We start from the raw sequence: 19,037 nt of genomic DNA on the forward strand, positions 1-19,037 counted from the left end.
CTGCCATGGCCCCATCGTCTGCGGTGCATGTGATCGAGCACCCGCTGGTCACTCACAAGCTGAACACCCTGCGCCGTAAAGACGTGTCCACCAACAGTTTCCGGCGCCTGGTCAGCGAGGTGTCGGCGTTGATGGCCTATGAGGTGCTGCGCGATATCCCACTCCACGAAGAGCAGATCGAGACGCCGCTGGAGACCATGACCGCCAAGGTGATCGACGGCAAGAAGCTGGTCTTCGTATCCATCCTGCGGGCCGGTGGCGGCATTCTCGACGGCATGCTGAGCCTGGTGCCCAGCGCACGGGTCGGGCATATCGGGCTGTACCGCGACCCGAAGACCCACATCGCGGTGGAGTACTACTTCAAGGTCCCCAATGACCTGCACGAGCGCGACGTGGTGGTCGTGGACCCGATGCTGGCCACCGGCCACACCGCGATCGCCGCCATCGACCGGCTCAAGGAGCACCAGCCGCGGTCCATCAAGTTCGTCTGCCTGCTCAGCTGCCCGGAAGGCCTGGCGGCGCTGCACGAGGCCCACCCCGACATCCCGGTGTACACCGCCGCGATCGACCGCCAGCTCGACGAACACGGCTATATCGTGCCCGGCCTCGGCGATGCCGGGGACCGGCTGTTCGGTACCTGACCACTACACTGTCGCAGGTGGAACCAGCTTCTTTAGACGCTCTTCGCGCAAGCGCGTCATCGCAGACCCGCCCCGTTCTCGTCATCGATTTCGGCGCGCAGTACGCCCAGCTGATCGCGCGCCGCGTCCGCGAGGCGCGGGTGTTCTCCGAGGTCATCCCGCACACCGCGACGGTCGAGGAGATCAAGGCCCGCGATCCGCAGGCCATCGTGCTCTCCGGCGGCCCGGCCAGCGTGTACGCCGACGGTGCGCCGAAGCTGGATCCGGCGCTGTTCGATCTGGACGTTCCGGTGTTCGGTATCTGCTACGGCTTCCAGGCCATGGCGCAGGCACTCGGCGGGACCGTCGCGCACACCGGCACCAGCGAGTACGGCCGTACCGAATTGAATGTCACTGGCGGCCAGCTGCATTCAGACCTGCCCGAGCATCAGCCGGTGTGGATGAGCCACGGCGACGCGGTCACCGAGGCGCCCGACGGCTTCGACGTGGTGGCGGTCAGCGCGGGGGCGCCGGTGGCGGCCTTCGAGAACCGGGCCCGTCGGCTCGCCGGGGTGCAGTACCACCCCGAGGTCCTGCATTCCCCGCACGGCCAGCAGGTGCTGAGCCGCTTCCTGCACGAGTTCGCCGGGATCGGACCGGCCTGGACGCCGGCGAATATCGCCGAGCAGCTGATCGCGCAGGTCCGCGAGCAGATCGGCGACGGAGAGGCGATCTGCGGGCTGTCCGGCGGGGTGGACTCAGCGGTCGCCGCGGCGCTGGTGCAGCGGGCCATCGGAGACCGCTTGACCTGCGTGTTCGTCGATCACGGTCTGCTGCGGGCCGGGGAACGCGCCCAGGTGCAGCGTGACTTCGTCGCCGCGACCGGCGCCAAGCTGGTGACCGTCGATGTCGCCGATCGGTTCCTGGAGGCGCTGTCCGGCGTCACCAACCCGGAGGGCAAGCGCAAGATCATCGGCCGCGAGTTCATCCGCGCGTTCGAGGGAGCCGTGCGTGACCTCGTCGAGGGCGAGGGCACGGTCGACTTCCTGGTGCAGGGCACCCTGTACCCGGATGTCGTGGAGTCCGGCGGCGGTGCGGGCACCGCGAACATCAAGAGCCACCACAATGTGGGCGGCCTGCCCGACGACCTGAAGTTCACGCTCGTCGAACCGCTGCGCCTGCTGTTCAAGGACGAGGTGCGCGCCGTCGGACGCGAACTCGGCCTGCCCGAGGAAATCGTTGGCCGCCAACCGTTCCCGGGCCCGGGGCTGGGCATCCGCATCGTCGGCGAGGTCACCGCGTCCCGGCTGGACACGCTGCGCCGCGCCGACTCGATCGCCCGCGAGGAGCTCACGTCGGCGGGGCTCGACCAGCAGATCTGGCAGTGCCCGGTGGTGTTGCTCGCCGACGTGCGCTCGGTGGGTGTGCAGGGTGACGGGCGTACCTATGGCCACCCGATCGTGCTGCGTCCGGTGTCCAGTGAGGACGCCATGACCGCGGACTGGACACGGGTGCCCTACGAAGTGCTGGAGCGGATCTCGACCCGGATCACCAACGAGGTACCCGAGGTCAACCGGGTGGTGCTGGACGTGACCAGCAAACCGCCCGGCACCATCGAGTGGGAGTGACGATTCATCCGTTCGGGTGACAGCGTTGACGTCGCACCGGACTGATCTTGAGCCGATACTCGGCGCATGACCATTCGCAAGCGCGGGGGATACGCGTGGTTGTTCGTCCTTGCTCTCTTCTCCAGTCTGCTTGTCGTGCCGCCGGTGGCGGTGGCCGAGGGGGCGCGTATCACCGGGATCGAGCATGTCAACGATCGGTGGGACAAGGTGTCGGTGTTCTCGCCGTCGATGAACAAGGTGATCGTCAACGATGTGTTCAAGGCGGGGCGTGGTGGGGCGCCGACGTTTTATCTGTTGCCGGGTATCGATGGTGGGGACAATTTGGACCCGGGTGGGATGTGGGCGCCGGGTACCAAGAGTTGGTTCGGGATGGCCGATATTGCGGGTTTCTTCGCCGATAAGAACGTCAATGTGGTCTCGCCGCTGGGTGGGCAGTTCAGTTGGTTCACCGATTGGGTGGCCGATCCGGGGAAGCAGTATCAGACGTATATGACGCGGGAGCTGCCGCCGTTGATCGATGCCGAGTACGACACGAATGGGCGTAATGCGGTCGGTGGGTTGTCGAGCACCGGGGGGACGGCGGTCGATTATGCGGTGCAGGCGCCGGGGGTGTATCGGGCTGTCGGTTCGTATAGCGGGTTGTTGACTCCGGCGGCCAATCCGCAGCAGGTGTCGATCACGTTGATGGGTGGTGGGGCGAGTGCGGATGCGATGTGGGGGCCGGCGGGTGGGCCGTTGTGGGTGGCGCATGATCCGTCGTTGAATGTGGCCAAGTTGCGGGGTGTGGCGGTGTATGTGGCCGCGTCGGGTTCGGGCAATGTGGGGGCGGTTGATCGGTTGCCGCCGGGGTTCGGGCCGAATATCACCGGTGGGTTGATCGAGCGGATTGTCGCTGATAGCACCCGGGTGTTCGCCGATAATGCTGCGGCTGCGGGGGTTCCGGTGACGTATGTGGTGCGCCCGGATGGTTCGCATACCTGGGGTCTGTTCGAGTCGGAGATGCAGGAGTCCTGGAACACCACGATCGGCCCCGCGCTGCGGGCGTGACCGGCGAAACGGCCGAACACCGGCGGCTGGTCTGCTAATTTGCCGCCGTGGTCGATAATTCCGTGCGGAACAAAGCCATCTGCCTGGCCGCGCTGGCATTGCTGATGAGCGGCTGCTCCACCGATACCGCTGAGCCGGCCGCGCCCGGCACCAGTTCGGTTTCGGCGCAACCGCATTCGGGCTGCAGCCCGCGGGATGGGCGACCCACCGAAGTCCCGGTCCGAATCAAGGAACCGGAGCAGACGCCCGAACCGGCAGCCAAACCCGACCCGCCCGACGGGGTCTACGGTGACCCGGATGCCGCGACCCGCTACTGGGCCGAGCAGTCCGAAGGCGACTGCGGACTGATGGCCACCCGCACGGTCATCGGGGAGCTGACCGGCCAGGCGCCCACCGAACGCGACATCATCGATATGGCGGCCGACACCCCCAGCGAATGTAGCCCCGGCGAGCCGGTCTATGACGAAAGCGTCGACCCGACCGACGGCGGCGTCGGTCACGGCACCTGCACCACCGACCTGATGTTGCTGCTCGACCAGTTCGGCATCGAGTCCGACTACACCAATGACGATGTGGCGGCCGACGGCGGTGTGGACACCGGCATGGATGCGCTGCTGGATTACCTGAACGACGACCGGCAGGTCATCGTGTGTGTCAACTCGCGCATCATCTGGGACACCGAGGGGGACCGAACCAACTGTGGTCACCTGATCACCGTTGCCGCCGTGGATGTTCCGAATGACATCGTCTATCTCGGTGACAGCGGTGGTGCGGACACCCGCGGCGAGCAGGTGAGCATGGCGACCTTCGAGCAGGCCTGGGCCACCGGTGACCACGAGCTGCTCGTGACCCGCTGAGTCAGCCGCCCTGCTCGGCTTCCTTGTCGATGAGGTCGCCGAGGATCTGGCCGACCGCCGACTCGATGGTCGACTCGATCGAGAAGGCCAGCGTCGCGGACACCGCCGAGACGGCCTGGGTGCGGAAGCGCACCAGCATGGTGAGCAGCTCGGCGATCTCGGTGTCCGCCGGCAAGGCGGCACCCGGATTGATACGGTGCAGCACCTCCTCGATCCCGGCCTGCACCAGCAGACCGCTGATCTGGTCGACCAGCGGGGCGATCTGCTCGTGCAGGCCGATGAGCTTGTCGGTGGACACCCCGTACTGGCGGATCTCGTTGAACGCCTCGATCAGCTTGGGGCGGACGACGACTGCCTCACCATCTTCGAGCTTGATGACGCCCAGGCCGACCATACGCTCGAATCCCGGGTCATCGTCGACCAGCCGTCGGGCGTCGGCCACACTCATCCGTTCGGGTTTCTCGGTCGCCCAGCTCCCGGCGATCGCGGATTCCAGCCCGAGCAGCTCACCCACGCCCTTGCCCTGCTCCCAGGCCGAGAGCATCTCGTGCACGTGGGCGATGTTGTAGCCACGGTCCAACAGGGAGGTGATCAGTCGCAGCCGGGTCAGGTGGGTGTCGTTGAACAGCGCGATGCGGCCGACCCGCAGCGGCGGGTGCAGCAGCCCGCGGTCGCGGTAGACGCGGATGTTGCGGGTGGTGGTGCCGGCCAGCTGCGCCAGCTCGTCGATCCGGTACTCGCCGGAGGCGGCGACACCGTGCGGCTGCACCGCCGCGTCGAAGAGCTGGGTGACCGCGTTCTCGACGACGTCACGCGAGCTGCGCCGGATCTGGCGCGGAGCCCGACGCAGCCCGGTGAGAATCGTCGAGATCGCGCCGGCGGGTTGCCGGGGTGGCTTAGGCGTCCCCATCAGATCTCACCCATCACATCTCAGCCGTCAGGCCGACGACAGCGCGGTCGCCCGTGCGTCGCGTGCCACCGCCGTGTAGTCACCGAACCGGAAGTCCCGCATCTGTCGAAGATACTGGGTGGCGAACCCGGGGTACATGGAGGCATTGAATCCGTCCGCGGTGAGGTACCAACTGCTGCACCCGCTCATCCAGGTGGTCTTGCGCAGTCGGCGCTGCAGCGCGGCGTTGTGCCGTTGCTGGACATCCGCGCGGACGTCGAGGTAGCGCAGGTTGTCGCGCACGATCGTGCCGATGGCGGTGACGGCGTAGTCGATCTGCCCCTCGGAGTACACCAGCAGCGAGTTGTGTCCCGGGCCGGAGTTGGGCCCGGTCATCATGAAGAGGTTCGGGTACCCGTGGGCCTGGATGCTCTTGTACGCCTGTGCACCACCGGCCCATTCCTCGGCGAGTACGCGTCCACCGAGGCCGGTGACCGGGAACGGCGGGCCGGACAGGTGGACGTCGTATCCGGTGGCGAACACGATGGCGTCGAGATGGTGTTCGATCCCGTCGCTGGTACGGATGCCGACCGGGCTGATCGTGGCGATGGGCCAGTCGATGAGCTTGCAGTTGTCCTTCTGCAGCGCCGGGTAGTAGTCGTTGGAGATCAGCATGCGTTTGCAGCCCGGGGTGAAATCGGGTGTGAGTTGGCGGCGCAGCCACGGATCGGCGACCTGGCGGCGCAGGTGCGCCTTGCCCAGCCGTGACACCAGGCCGGTCAGCGGGGTGTCCCAGACCAGTGCGGTCGCGGTGACCTCGTGGCCCCAGAACAGCACCTGGCGGGCCAGTTCCTGGGCGGCCGGCACGTGGGCGAACAGGGCCTTGGCCGCCGCCGGGGTGGCGACATCCATCCGCGGTACCACCCAGCCCGGGGTGCGCTGGAAAACCTTCACGTACCCGGCCTGCTTGACCAGTTCCGGCACGATCTGCACGGCGCTGGCGCCGGTCCCGATGACGGCCACTCGCTTGCCGGTGAAGTCGTAGTCGTGATCCCAACGCGCGCTGTGGATCTTGTGACCGGTGTAGGTGTCCAGCCCGCGGATGTCGGGGAACTTGTGGTCGGTCAGCGGTCCCGAGGCCAGCACCACGGTGCGGGCCCGCAGGTGGGTTCCCGCGGTCGTCTCTACCGTCCAGATACCGGCCGCCTCGTCGAAGGACAGTCCGTTGACCTCGACGCCGAACCGGATGCGCCGGCGCAGGTCGAAATCGTCGATCATCGCCTCGATGTGTGCGCAGATCTCGCCGGCCGGCGAGTAGGCCCGCGACCAGTCCGGGTTCTTCGCGAACGAGTAGGAGTAGAGCAGTGAGGGGATATCGCAGGCCGCGCCGGGATAGGTGTTGTCCCGCCAGGTCCCGCCCACTCGGTCGGCGCGTTCGACGATGACGAAGTCGTCGATGCCCGACTCGGCGAGCTTGATCGCGGTGCCGATTCCACTGAACCCCGCTCCGACGATGATGGTGTCGTGGGTGTGAGAGGTCATGTCAGGCCGCCGGCTTGTAGGTCAGTTCCTTGAACCAGGACGGGATCGGTTTCAGGATGGCCCGGGGCAGGTGGTCGGAGGCGGCCACCATCGGGTTGGCCACCCAGTGGTAGGGATTGCGGTCGTTGACCACCATGCGGGCGTGGAGCTTGAGGATCTGGTAAGTCGGTACCCGCCAGGTGTTCTCACCTCGTCCGCCGATGTCCTTGAAGCGCATCATCGCCTTGTAGAGACGCTCGGGTTCCAGGCCCATGCCGACGATGTTGTTGCGCATCCGGTTCAGCAGCGGGACGTAGATGATCATCCCGATGATGAGTCCGGGGGAGGCGACGCTGCCGACGAAATCGATGGCCAACTTGCGTGCCTTGGCGTTCCCGATCATGTTGAGCACTTCGAAATCCACCGCGATGTGCCGTGATTCGTCGCTGTTGATCTTCTCGAACACCTGATGGCAGACCGGGTCGTCGACCTCGTCGAGCAGGAACTTCAGCAGCGCGCCGTCCAGCGCGACCTCGAGCATCGGGATGACGGTGCCCAGCACCGACAGCGACATGTCGTCGGCGTAGGTGTCCAGCCAGTCGATCGCCAGCCGGATGTTGACGTTGGGTTCCGGCATTTCGCCGTCCTCGAGCATTCCCCAACGTTTCATCAGCGCCAGTTCGGCATTGGCGTGCCGCTGTTCCTCGGCGTGGAAGTAGCGGTAGATCTCGGCCAGTGTCGGGGTGGGCGCCTTCTTGGCCAGCGCGGCGAACCCGCGTGCGCCGACGTTCTCGATCCAGCACAGGTCGGCCATGAAAGCCTTGAGCTTGGGCCGGAACTCGTCACTGATGGTCTCGGCGCCCGGCGCGTCCCAGTCGATATCGGCCAGCGCCCACTGCCGGTCCTTGATCTTGGTGAGCATGACGTCCATGTCGATAGCCATTGTCAGACCTCCTGGGGTGCGGTGATGCGGGCGGTGAGGCCGACGGCGCGGGTGTACACCGTCGGTGTGAATCGTTTGATGCCCCAGCCGATCCGGGCGTCGGGTTGCGGCATGCAGTACAGGCCGCCGCGGTCGTTGGTGTCCAGGCACATCCGGGCGACCTTCTGCGGGCTGAACCCCGTCCAGCGCATCAGGGTGTCGGCGAGCTGGCTGGAACCGGCGGTGATGCGTTCGGTGTCGAGAATGTTGGTCTTGACGAAGGTGGGACACAGCGCGGTGACGTTGATCCCGGTGCCGGCGAGTTCGGCGGCCAGGGTCTCCGACAGCGACAGGGTGCCGGCTTTGCTCACGTTGTAGGCGGCCATCCCGGGTGCCGCGCCGAATGCCGCCGCCGAGGCGACGTTGATGATGCCGCGTGGCTGGTCGGTCTGGGCGCTACGCAGCAGTGGGGCGAACACGTGGCAGCCGTGGATGGGCCCCCACAGGTTCACTCCGAGCACCCAATGCCAGTCCTGCAGGCTGGTCTGGCCGATCGGGGTGCCGCCGGCGCCGACCCCGGCGTTGTTGATCACCAGCGTGGGCGGCCCGCCGAACCAACTCTGCGCATCGTCGGCCAGGGCCTGCACGTCCTCGATCCGCGAGACATCGCAACGCAGTACGGTCGCCTCGCCGCCTGCGGCGGTGATCTCCGCGGCGGTGGCGGCCGCGGTGTTCTCGTCGATGTCGCTGCACACCACCCGTCCGCCGCGGGCGGCGAGTTCGAGGGCGAACGCGGCGCCGATCCCACTGCCGGCTCCGGTGACGACGGCGTCGGCGTGGCGGCTGCGCCGGCGTGGGTTGAGAAACGGGATCATCCGGCTACCCGATCGGCAGTGTTGTGCCGCAATGCATCCGCGATGAAGGCGGTGATCTTGCGCATGGCCGGGACGGCCTCGGGGGTCAGTCGGGGTAGCGCCTGGAACACATGCACCTGATCCGGCCAGATCTGCAACTCGCTGGTGCCGCCGGCGGAGCGGATGTCCGCGGCCAGGGTGCGGGCATCGGCTTGCAGCATCTCGGCGCCACCGGCCTGGATCAGGGTGGGGGGCATCCGGCGCCCGCCCGCGACGTCGAGGGTGAGCCGATGATGGTTGAGATCCATTCCAGCGCAATACAAGCCGATCAGCCTGGCGGCATCGGCGGCGCGGATCGCCGGATCGTCACGCAGTGTCTCGCGGGCGCGGGCCAGCGCGAAGGTGAGGTCGTAGAGCGGGGAGAGCAGTGCCAGCGCGGCCGGATGCGGGACGCCGGGCTGCAGCAGCATGTCGACCGCGAGGTGACCACCCGCGGAATCGCCGGCGATCACCATGCGTTCGGGGTCCAGGTCGCATTGGGTAGTCAGCCAGTCCCAGCCGGCGCGCACATCGTCAGCGGCGGTGGGGAAGCGGTGTCTGGGTGCAAGCCGGTAGTCCACGCAGAACACCGGGAGACCGGTGAGCCGGGACAGCCAGGCGGTGAGTCTGCGGTGGGTGCGTGGCGAGCACAGCGCATAACCGCTGCCGTGCACGTAGTAGATCGCCCGGGTCTCGTCGGTGGCGGTGCGGGTGGCGCTGCGGACCCATTCCCCGACCACCCGGCGGCCGTCGGGAAGGCAGACGTCGACCTGCTCGACGTCGGTGCCCGCCAGTGACGGCCCGAAGGTGTCCATCACGCGGGCCACGATCTGCCGCGACGCCCACAACCCCCACGCCCGTTCGGGCGGCAATATCGTGCTGATCTGCCGCAACGTCACGCTGCTGATGACGGCGGCGCCGCGGGACTGCAGCGATCCGCGGGCGGGAAGGGACTGCTCGGGCATTCGGACCTCCATCGGTCGAGCGTCCGATGAGTACACCTTCAATTGGTGACATTTGTCAATGTCAACATTCGGTGTTGTGTGACCCAGCTCCCATGCTCGGGCTACCGGCCTCGGTTACCGGGGTGGGTCGCCGCGCCAGCTGAAACTGTTGACGTACTTGCCCATATCCAGTGCCAGCTGCAGGTTGGCCGCCGACGGCTTACCGGAACCGAAATCCGGACCGAAGGCGCGATACGGCCCCACCGCGCCGGCGATCAACGCCAGATCGTTCTTCACCGCCACCATCACGATCACCCGCATCCGGGTCGAACTGCTCATCGCCCCCTGCGGCCACAGATCGGCGGCCAAGCCGTAGCCGTGCTGGTACCCGACCATCGTGTTCGGGATCTCGTAGGCCGTCTTGGTGTCCGGGAACGTCTCGTTCACCAGATCCACCGCGATCTCCTTCGGGGTGCGCCCGGCGGCCGGGCGGCTGAACAGCTGCATCGTTCCACCGTCGCCGGCCTGCAGCACGGCGGTGACGCCGTTGTCCTGCTTGGAGATCTGATACGCGGCGCCCTCCACCGGATACGACACCGAAAATGCCCCGTCTGCGGAGGTGAACCGGGGATTGATCTCGACCGCGCGGTTCATCGGCGGACTGCCGCAGTCCGGCGGGCAGATGTACTTGGCGGCCGGTTTCGAGATCAGCCCGGACAGCCCGACCAAGGAGCCGGCCAGCACGACGACCGCGATCCCCAGCACCAGCGCCACCGTGCGGAACGATGTCTTCGGTGGCTCAAGCGCCTCGAAGGTGCCCGCGTGCAGCGAGTAACCGGGCTTGAGGCCCACCACAATCTCCCCGGTTGCGGGTTCCTCGGCCAGCCGGATGGGGCGATCGTCGCGCCGGGTTCGCCGCGATCGGCGTGAGGAGGCGTGCATGGCCGCCCCGCAGGCCGCGCAGAACGGCGCATCGGGGACGACGTGGTCACACTCGACGCACAGGATCGGTTCGTCGGTGCGGATCTCGTCCTGTGCCTCGTGCAGCAGGGCCAGGTGCAGGCCGATCCGCAGCGCGAGAAGCGCGAGCGCGGTGAGCGTCAGGTGCCCGGCCAGTTGCAGCCACTGGGGGAAGCGCGCCACGTCGAGCAGGCCGAGCCCGGCGTAGACCGCGACCACCACCAACGCGATCACGATGAGGGTGCCGCGCACGAAGCCGCGGTTCTTGTACACCTTGGTCGGCGGCCTGGTGAACCACAGTGCGGTACCGATCAGGCCGCCGACGGCGGCGGCGGTCAGCGGCATCGCGATACCGCGGATCCCGGCCTCCACGAGCAGCCCGTCCAGCGGGCGGACCCGGTTGATCATCCCGGTGCTGAATTGCGGTGCCAGCCGGCTCAGGGTCGCCGCGGCGGTGAACGTCAGTGCCCCCAGCGCGCCGATGGCGTAGCCGTCCAACGATTCTCGGTTGCCGCGCCAACCGAGCCTGGCCACCAGCGCGGGTACGAGCATCAGCAGCATGCTGCCCACCGGCACGCCGATGCCGTCGCGCAGGATGCGTCCGCCCGCGATACCGGCGCCCAGCGGGACACCGTAGGCCCGCGCCACGGCCGCTCCGGTCAACAGCACCCAGCCGACGCCGAGTACCACCCCGAGCGTGACCGTCAGGATCAGCGTGCTGCGGGGGATGTCGCGGGACACCCCGGATTCGCGCAGGTACAGCGCGAACAGCAGGGGGATGCCGAGGGAGGCGACGGCGATGAGCGCGGCCGGCATGCGCAGGACGGTGCCCACGGTGAGGGCCGTCGCCAGCAGCACCAGACCCATCAGGAACACCTTGCGTGACCGCGGTGCCAGATGCGGGAACAGTGAACTGGTCAGCGAGGGGGTGAGCAGGCGCTGTCCGGGTGCGGCGCTGAAGGCGCGGGCGCGCAGCCAGTGCGGACCGTCACCGCGTTGGTGATCGGCCAGGGGGACGCCGCAGAGTCCGCAGTAAACCCCTGCGGGAACGTCGATCTGGCAGACCTGGCATTCCATCATGCCGGGCGCGCTCATCAGGCACCCACCCGTTGGGCGATTTGGAGGTTGCGGACCAGATTGTCGATATCCGGGGTGCCGAGGCCGGTGACCAGGTCGTAGCCGGGGCCGGCATTGTCGACGGCGTTGCCGCCCAAGGTCACATCGCGGAAAGCCGGTCGGGGCGCGCCCTGGGCGATGCGGTACAGCAACGGGTTGATGTCACCGATCAGGGCGTCGCCGTTCTCCAGAAGGTACTGGTTCATCACCGCGGTGAGTCCGGCCCAGATGGGTGCGGACTGCGAGGTGCCGCCACCGACGACGATCTGATCGTTGAGGACGATCTTCACGCCGGTGAACGGGTCGGCCACCGCAGCGATGTCCGGCGTCATGCGCTTGCCGTCGTGTCGTTCGGCTGCGACCGTGGAAGCGGCGGTCCGTTGCCACGGCGGCATGTCGAAGAGTGCCGATACGCCGCCACCGGTGCCCTGGGACAGCGGGACGTCGAACCAGGTCTGCTCGGACACCCACGACCCGTCGGCGTCGGTGGACAGGGTGGTGCCGCCGACGCTGGTCATCTCGGGCAGCGAGGCGATCGAGTCGAGACCGACGTCCTGTTCGCTCGGTGGTGACGACCAGTCTTGTCCGCCACGGCATTCCATGCCGGCCAGATCGCCACTGGCGTTGTAGGCGGTGGTCCCGTGCGACTGGGCGGTGCGCAGCGCGGAACGGACCGGGGCCAGGTCGGCGGCGGTGATGAGTTTGTCGCAGCCCCAGCCGATCGAGAAACTCCAGACCGCGCCGGGGAACCGGCGATCGGTGTCCTCGAGCATCTCGCCGATCTTGCGGTACCCGCCGCCACCTTCGACGGTGGGCCGGGCATTGACCACGATCTTGCGAGCATCGGGGGCAATCGCATGTGCCACTTGGAGATCCATCGACAGTTCGCCGCGCGGTTCCCCGGGTGATCCGCCGATGACCTCGGGGGTGAACTGTGGCAGGCCGAATGTGGTGGTGAACTTGTCCAGGTCGGACTGCCGGAAACCGTCGAAGGCGAAGATCACGATGGTGATACCCCTGCCGGTGAATCCGTCCCTGGCCAGATCGTCGGCGTTATAGGTGTTCAGCAACGCCTCCGGGGCCAACCCCTGATCGGGGACATCGAGGGGGATGTGGTCGGGGCGGGACATGTGATGTGGTGTGTAGCTGAGGATCCGGCCGATCTCGGCAACCTCGTCGCGCAACTGCTCGGGTACCGACGGCTGATGCGGTGAGGCATAGAAGAGTTGCCCTTTCCTGCCCCGATAGTCGCGCACGGAGACGTCGAATGCCCGCTCGACGGCATCGGGGGCTCCCTCGACGATGACCCAGTCATCGCCCGGGCGCCAGCGCACCGACAGCGACTGGTCCTGCGCCCAGTCCATCAGCGCGGTCGGCCGGGATTGGTCGGTGAGGGTGGCGGTGAGTTCGATGCGCTCCTCGCGGGCCGGTCCGAGATCGGTCGATGCGTCCAGCAGAGATGCGAAAGGGCCCTTGATGAGCGAGGCATCAGGGCGTTCCCGGTCGGCGTACAGATCCGCGGCGACCACCAGTGCTCCGATGAGGAGCAGGGCGGTCAGTGAGCGTGCGAGCACCGTTCTCATGGTCTCAAACGAACTGAGGGCGGGTCCGAAAACTCCGGACCCGCCCCGTTCTCGGTTGATGTCGCTCAGTCGTTCTGCTGCGGGTCGAAGGTCGGCTGAGGCGCCGTGACCGGGGGAGTGAAGACGTTACCGCCGGTGGGGTTGATCGACTTCTCGGTCGGGGTCAACGACGACTCGGTGGTGGTCGTGGGGGTGGTCTCTTCGGGCTTGTCGCTGTCACTGCTGCACGCGGCGGTGAAGCCGATCATCGCGATGATGGCGGCACCGCCCACTGCTGCCGAAATCCGCCGACGAGCCAGACGATTTGATGCCATGTTCGGTCCTTTACTTGTTCTCGGTGTAGTGAATCACTGGTCGGCGCGAAGATCCGCGAAAACCGGGTGCAGCAGTCCCGTTTTGAGGTCGGGATCTGGTGTCAGAAACTGTAACGCAGCGCCTGTATCAGTGCATTCCCTTACTCGAGCGTTGTTGATGACCGATTTGTGACGCTGATCTGGGCGTCCATTCCACCGCTTGACTGGCACACCCGACGAGTGTTTACTCGAGACATCGAACATGCGTTCGAACAAAGCTCGTTTCGGATGATGCTGGAGGTGCTGCTGTGGTGGTGGCCATGGACCTGGAGCAGCACCGAAAAGAGCGTGCTGAGCAGGTAGAACAGCTGCGTCACAGGATAGCCGAAGTCTCCGGGAGGATGGGCATCCCGGGTGCGCGAAGAGGCGCCGACGCCGGACCGAATTCCGCCTCGGAGGCTTTGCTGAAACCTCTGGATCCGCCGATCGGGCCGCCTGAGGACGCGTTGCCGGTGCCATCCGGGTCCGAGCCTCTTTCGCAGCTGTTGCCCCGGGGGACGGTGGCGGTGCTGTCCGGGGCCAGATCACTGGCACTGCGGATGGTGGCGGCGGCCACCGCGGCCGGCGGGCACGCGGCCATCGTCGGGCAGCCCGATGTCGGTCTGATGGCGGCTGTGGAGATGGGCGCCGACCTGAGCCGGGTCGCGGTGATTCCCTATCCGGGGACCGATCCGGTGGAGGTGGCCGCGGTTCTGCTGGACGGTCTGGATCTTGTGGTGCTGGCGCTGGCCGGGCGATCGGTGCCGATGAGCAGAGCGCGGGCGGTCACGGCGCGCGCCCGGCAGAAGGGGTGCACGCTGCTGGTCACCGGGGGTGATTGGCACGGTGCCTCGGCTCGGCTGGATGCCAGGGTCTGCGGCTACGAGATGGTCGGTTCCGGGGGTGCCGCGATTCCCGGCCGGGGACGGATCGGGCGGGTGCGGTTGGACACCCGGACCAGGAGCCGGATTCCCGGGCAGCCGCGCCTCGCGGTCGGTGGCTGACGGTGTCGCGGGTTCTAGCGCTCTGGTGCATGGATTGGCCTGCGGTGGCTGCCGCCGCCGCGGCCGGGCTCGCCGCCACCGACCCGGTGGCGGTCACCCTGGCCAACCGGGTCATCGCCTGTTCGGCCGCGGCCCGGGCGGTCGGGGTGCGGCGCGGGCTGCGCCGTCGTGAGGCGCAGTCCCGGTGCCCGCAGCTGCACGTCGTCACCGCAGACCCGGCGCGCGATGCCCGCCACTTCGAGGCCGTGACGGCGGCGGTCGACGAGGTGGTTCCCCGGGCCGAGGTGCTGCGCCCCGGTCTGCTGGTGCTGTCGGTCCGGGGCGCATCCCGCTATTTCGGATCAGAACAGGAGGCCGCCGAACGGCTGGTCGACGCGGTGGCCGCGGCGGGCGCGGAATGCCAGACCGGTATCGCCGATCAGTTGTCCACCGCGGTGTTCGCGGCCAGGGCGGGGCGCATCCTCGAGCCGGGCCGGGACGCGGCATTCCTGTCCGGGCTGTCCATCCGGCAGTTGGCCACCGAACCCAGCCTCTCCGGGGCGAGCCGGGAAGACCTGGCAGACCTGCTGTGGCGGATGGGAATCCGCACCATCGGTCAGTTCGCCGAGTTGTCGCGCACCGATGTGGCCTCCCGGTTCGGCGCGGACGCTCTTCTCGCCCACCGATTCGCCTGCGGGGAGCCCGACCGCGGACCGTCGGGGCGTGATCTTCCCGCGGAGCTCGATGCGGTGATGAACTGCGATCCACCCATCGACCGGGTGGACGCGGCGGCCTTCGCCGGCCGATCGTTGGCCGGCGAACTGCACCGCAGCCTGGAAGGCGCCGGGGTGGGCTGCACCCGGCTGGCCATCCAGGCCGTCACCGCCAATGGTGAAGAGCTGAACCGGGTTTGGCGCTGTGCGGAACCGCTGACCGAGGATGCCACCGCGGATCGGGTGCGGTGGCAACTGGACGGCTGGCTGACCCGGCGGGCCACCGGGGGGACGGGGCCCACCGCGGCCATTGTCACCCTGCGGCTGCATCCGGTGGAGGTGGTGTCGGCCGGCGCGCTGCAGCTCCCGCTGTGGGGGTCATCCGGTGACGACGACCGGTTACGGGCCCGTCGGGCGCTGGTGCGGGTGCAGGGTCTGCTGGGGCTGGAGGCGGTTCAGGTGCCGGTGCTCAGCGGTGGCCGTGGGCCGGCCGAGCGCATCACCTTCACCCCGTTGGGAGATGAGCCGTTACCCCGGGCGGATCCGGATCAACCCTGGCCGGGGCAGTTGCCCGAGCCCTCGCCGGTGGTGCTGCTCGACGATCCGGTGGAAGTGCTTGACGCTGAAGGCAAACCGGTGCGGGTGACGAGTCGGGGATTGTTCTCCTCGGCCCCGGTGCGGCTGGTGTCCCCAGGGCGGGGCGAGCGAAGCGACGGGAGAGATGTCCGGGGCGAGCGAAGCGACGGGAGAGATGTCCGGGGCGAGCGAAGCGACGGGAGAGATATCAGCTGGTGGACCGGGCCATGGCCGGTCGACGAACGCTGGTGGGATCCCGAACGCAAACCGGTGGGCCGGACCGCTCGTGCTCAGGTGGTGGTCGACGCCCGCGACCGTGTCGGTGTGGCGATGCTGCTGTGCTACCGCCAACGGCAGTGGCATGTGGAGGGCATCTATGAATAACTAGCGATGTCCCACCCCGCGCGCGAAGGGGCCGACCCGCTCGATGAAACGCTCGAAGAACGCGGCGGGGTCCACCTCGACGCCGATGTGCGCGTTGTGCTCCCGCCCCCAGTGACCGCGCCAGTCGGCCACCGTCATCCCGCGGGTCAGGGTGCCGGTCAGTTCCACGTCGACGGTCGCGGACTGGTAGCGCACCAGGTCGGGGTCCAGCGCGACCGCGGCGGCCAGCGGATCATGCAGGTGTGCCAGGTAGCCCTCGCCCTGGTCGAAGTGGAACTCGAAGTAGAAGCGCATGGCATCTTCGAGCACCCGGATCAGCGGATTGGCTGCCGCCGATGGGGTGCCCCGATCGTCGAGCACACTGAGTTGCGCCGACGGGGAACCGGCGGCGGCGGCCAGCCGGCCCAGGATGGACGGTGTCATCGCCACGTTCTCGGTGAGGTTGAGGCCCAACACAATCGGTAGATGTGTGGGCGTGCTCAGGCCCCACGCCGCGCCCCACACCGCGAACACCTCGGCGGCGGCCTCCGGGTCGACATGGGTGTTCCATTCCGCGACGGGGGTGGTGTTGCCGCGGTAATCGAACGCGCCCCCCATGATCACCAGCCGGCGCAGCAGCCGGGGCAGTGCGGGCTCCAGACGCAGCGCCAGCGCGAGGTTGGTCAGCGGGCCGGTGACCAATCCGAGGAGTTCGCCGGGGTATTCGCGGGCCGCGGCGACCCAGGCGTGGGCGGCGTCGTACGGGGTGAGTGATCGGTCGGTCTCCGGCAGTCGCGCGTAGCCGAGCCCTTCGGGACCATGGGTGTCCTCGGCGGTGCGCAACGGAATGCTCAGCGGCACCGGGGCGCCCTCGGAGACGGGAACATCGTCGATCCCGAACAGTTCGAGCAGCCCCAGATTGTTGATCGACACCTGCGCGACGGGCACATTGCCCGCCGTCGACGCGATGCCCACCACATGGGCGTCCGGGCTGGCGAACAGATAGGCCAACGCCATCGCATCGTCGACTCCGGTGTCGACGTCGGCGAACACCGGCAGGCGCACATCTGTCACGCCACCACGATAGGTGTGGCCCCCTACCAGTGCACACCCGGAATCGCCCGCACCGCCCGCTTGACCGGTCGGGGCACCCGCACGGTCCGCGCGGCGCGCGACGGCTTGCGGGGTACGCGCTCGCGAATGGGCTCGTCGGCAGCCTCGCCGCGGGCGGCGGCGGAGTCCGGGTAGCCCAGATAGAGCTGGTGCAGGACACGGCGGGACAGCCGCGGTGTGAAGTAGGTGCCCAGATCGGCCAGTGTGCCCAGCGGGGTGTCGATGCGGGACGGCTTCTCGATGAGCCCGCGGACCACCATCGCCGCCGCATGCTCGGCGGTGATCGGGGGCACCGGGTTGAGTCGGCGAGACGGCGCGATCATCGGCGTGCTCACCAGTGGCATATGGATATTGGTGAAGGTGATGTGATCCGAGAGCGTTTCGGTGCCGACCACGTCGGAGAACGCGTCCAGCGCGGCCTTGGTCGGCAGATACGCGCTGTATTTGGGACTGTTGGCCTGCACGCCGGCACTGGATACGTTGACCACGTGGCCGAACCGGCGTTCCTGCCAATGTGGTAGCAGCGCCAACACCATCCGCACCGCGCCGAAATAGTTGACGGCCATCACCCGTTCGTAATCGTGCAGGCGGTCGGTGGAGGCCGACACCGACCGGCGGATGGACCGGCCGGCGTTGTTGACCAGATAGTCGACGTGCCCGAATCGGCCGAGGATGTCCATGACGGTGTGATCCACCGAACCGGAATTGGTAACGTCACAGGTGAATGCGTGTGCGTCGCCACCGTCGGCGCGGATCTCGGAGATCAGGTCGTCCAGCGCTGCGGCATTGCGCGCCAATGCGAACACCGTGGCGCCACGCTGGGCGACCGCGATTGCCGAGGCGCGCCCGATGCCGCTGGAGGCGCCGGTGATGATGACGTGCCTGCCCACCAGCGGCCCGTCCGGGTCATCGCGGCGGGCCCGGTCAGGGTCCAGGTTCTGCGCCCAGTATCTCCACAATTTCGGCGCGTACGAGGCGAATTCGGGCACCTCGATACCGGTCCGGGCGAGCGCGGCCGTGGTGCGGTCGGCGACGAATGTCGGCGCGAGGTCGACCACGTCGAGGATCTCCGCGGGCACCCCGAGTTGGGTGGCAGCCATGTTGCGCACGATCTTGGCGCGGCCGGTGGCCTTGAGGACGGGGGACACCGCCGCTCCGGGGAGCGAGCCGACCAGCGGCGGCAACCCGGCGGCCTTGGCCACACCGCGGTAGATGCCGCGCAGCCCAATGGTTTTCGGAGCCGTGAGATGGAAGGTGCGACCGTCGGAGTCGGGGATGTGCATCAGGTGAACCATGGCGTCAACCACGAAGTCGACCGGCACGATGTTCGTTCGGCCGGTGTCGGGCAGCACCATCGGGGTGAAGCCGGGCAGAGCGGCGAGTTTGGCCAGGATGGGGAAGAAGTAGTACGGCCCGTCGGCCTTGTCCATCTCGCCGGTCCGGGAGTCGCCGACCACGACGGCCGGGCGGTAGATGCGCGTCCGCAGTCCGTGTTCGGCGCGCACCAGTGCCTCGGCCTCGAACTTGGTCTGGTGATACGGGGTGGGCAGATACTGGCCGACGTCGAAATCGTCCTCGGTGTACTCGCCGCGGAAGTCCCCGGCCACCGCAATGGACGACACATGATGCAGTGTCGCTCCGAGGCGCCGGGTCAGGTCGATGACCGCGCGAGTGCCCTCGACGTTGGCGGCGCGCTGGATGCCCTCGGGTGCGGTCATGTCGTAGATGGCGGCGCAGTGCACCACATGGTCGGCGGTGCCGAGGTCGTCTCCGAGGCCCAGTCCGGGCTCGGTGAGGTCTCCGACCAGTGGTTTCGCTCGGGGGCCCCATTTGCTGGACAGCCGTTCGAAGTGTTGCAGTGACCCGCGGCGGACCAGCACGGAGACCTCGGCGGCGGGGTCGCGGGCCAGCAGGCGGGCGACCACTCGACTACCGATAAACCCGGTACCGCCGGTAACGACATAATGCATGCGGCTC

At 67.9% G+C, this 19,037-nt stretch carries 16 protein-coding genes; 6 read left to right on the forward strand and 10 right to left on the reverse strand.

Annotation, left to right across the window (positions count from 1 at the left end):
• Positions 1-5 precede the first annotated feature (5 nt).
• The 4 genes from upp to A7U43_RS08825 all read left to right on the forward strand — a co-directional run bounded on the left by upp (position 6) and on the right by A7U43_RS08825 (position 4,152).
• Entirely contained in the window at positions 6-641 is a 636-nt protein-coding gene (gene upp, locus A7U43_RS08810) for a uracil phosphoribosyltransferase (protein WP_067993642.1), read from the forward strand.
• A gap of 8 nt (positions 642-649) precedes the next feature.
• The gene (guaA, locus tag A7U43_RS08815) at positions 650-2,248 is read left to right on the forward strand and encodes a glutamine-hydrolyzing GMP synthase (RefSeq protein ID WP_418287689.1); all 1,599 of its coding nucleotides are present in this window, start codon (positions 650-652) and stop codon (positions 2,246-2,248) included.
• A 66-nt stretch (positions 2,249-2,314) separates the two neighbouring features.
• Positions 2,315-3,295 carry an alpha/beta hydrolase gene (locus tag A7U43_RS08820; RefSeq protein WP_067993649.1) on the forward strand — a complete coding sequence of 327 codons (981 nt, stop codon included), beginning with the start codon at positions 2,315-2,317 and terminating at the stop codon, positions 3,293-3,295.
• A 47-nt stretch (positions 3,296-3,342) separates the two neighbouring features.
• Positions 3,343-4,152 (forward strand): hypothetical protein, encoded by an 810-nt coding sequence (locus tag A7U43_RS08825; protein ID WP_067993652.1) that lies wholly within the window; start codon positions 3,343-3,345, stop codon positions 4,150-4,152.
• 1 nt (position 4,153) lies between these two features.
• On the opposite strand, the gene A7U43_RS08830 is transcribed toward A7U43_RS08825, so the two are convergent.
• The 8 genes from A7U43_RS08830 to A7U43_RS08865 all read right to left on the reverse strand — a co-directional run bounded on the left by A7U43_RS08830 (position 4,154) and on the right by A7U43_RS08865 (position 13,294).
• Positions 4,154-5,062 (reverse strand): MerR family transcriptional regulator, encoded by a 909-nt coding sequence (locus tag A7U43_RS08830; RefSeq protein WP_067993655.1) that lies wholly within the window; start codon positions 5,060-5,062, stop codon positions 4,154-4,156.
• Positions 5,063-5,089: 27 nt separating this feature from the next.
• A complete protein-coding gene (locus A7U43_RS08835; RefSeq protein ID WP_067993657.1) occupies positions 5,090-6,583 on the reverse strand; it encodes a flavin-containing monooxygenase in 1,494 nt (497 codons plus the stop codon).
• 1 nt (position 6,584) lies between these two features.
• Complete coding sequence (locus A7U43_RS08840; protein ID WP_067993660.1) at positions 6,585-7,505, reverse strand: ferritin family protein; 921 nt, start codon at positions 7,503-7,505, stop codon at positions 6,585-6,587.
• 2 nt (positions 7,506-7,507) lie between these two features.
• A complete protein-coding gene (locus A7U43_RS08845; RefSeq protein WP_067993663.1) occupies positions 7,508-8,359 on the reverse strand; it encodes an SDR family NAD(P)-dependent oxidoreductase in 852 nt (283 codons plus the stop codon).
• Positions 8,356-9,342, reverse strand: a complete 987-nt coding sequence (locus A7U43_RS08850) for an alpha/beta hydrolase (protein WP_156525869.1) — start codon at positions 9,340-9,342, stop codon at positions 8,356-8,358. Before A7U43_RS08850 ends, A7U43_RS08845 begins: the two co-directional genes overlap by 4 nt.
• A 114-nt stretch (positions 9,343-9,456) precedes the next feature.
• Positions 9,457-11,376: a hypothetical protein gene (locus A7U43_RS08855; protein WP_067993666.1), complete on the reverse strand. Its 1,920-nt coding sequence runs from the start codon at positions 11,374-11,376 to the stop codon at positions 9,457-9,459.
• A complete protein-coding gene (locus tag A7U43_RS08860) occupies positions 11,376-12,980 on the reverse strand; it encodes a S53 family peptidase (RefSeq protein WP_067993669.1) in 1,605 nt (534 codons plus the stop codon). The genes A7U43_RS08855 and A7U43_RS08860 overlap by 1 nt, the downstream gene beginning before the upstream one ends.
• Positions 12,981-13,045: 65 nt before the next feature.
• Positions 13,046-13,294: a hypothetical protein gene (locus tag A7U43_RS08865; protein WP_067993672.1), complete on the reverse strand. Its 249-nt coding sequence runs from the start codon at positions 13,292-13,294 to the stop codon at positions 13,046-13,048.
• A 287-nt stretch (positions 13,295-13,581) separates the two neighbouring features.
• Here A7U43_RS08865 and A7U43_RS08870 point away from each other — a divergent pair, with 287 nt between their 5' ends.
• Positions 13,582-14,316, forward strand: coding sequence for a hypothetical protein (locus A7U43_RS08870; RefSeq protein WP_418287679.1), 735 nt, complete (start codon positions 13,582-13,584; stop codon positions 14,314-14,316).
• A gap of 29 nt (positions 14,317-14,345) precedes the next feature.
• Complete coding sequence (locus A7U43_RS08875) at positions 14,346-15,968, forward strand: DNA polymerase Y family protein (protein ID WP_067993675.1); 1,623 nt, start codon at positions 14,346-14,348, stop codon at positions 15,966-15,968.
• Here A7U43_RS08875 and A7U43_RS08880 read toward each other — a convergent pair whose 3' ends face one another.
• Together A7U43_RS08880 and A7U43_RS08885 are read right to left on the reverse strand one after the other, a co-directional pair.
• Positions 15,969-16,964, reverse strand: a complete 996-nt coding sequence (locus tag A7U43_RS08880) for a nucleoside hydrolase (protein ID WP_231963607.1) — start codon at positions 16,962-16,964, stop codon at positions 15,969-15,971.
• 80 nt (positions 16,965-17,044) lie between these two features.
• Complete coding sequence (locus A7U43_RS08885; RefSeq protein ID WP_197499982.1) at positions 17,045-19,030, reverse strand: SDR family oxidoreductase; 1,986 nt, start codon at positions 19,028-19,030, stop codon at positions 17,045-17,047.
• Positions 19,031-19,037: the final 7 nt, after the last annotated feature.

Origin of the sequence: Mycobacterium adipatum (assembly GCF_001644575.1) — a bacterium.
GTDB classification, from domain to species: Bacteria; Actinomycetota; Actinomycetes; order Mycobacteriales; family Mycobacteriaceae; genus Mycobacterium; species Mycobacterium adipatum.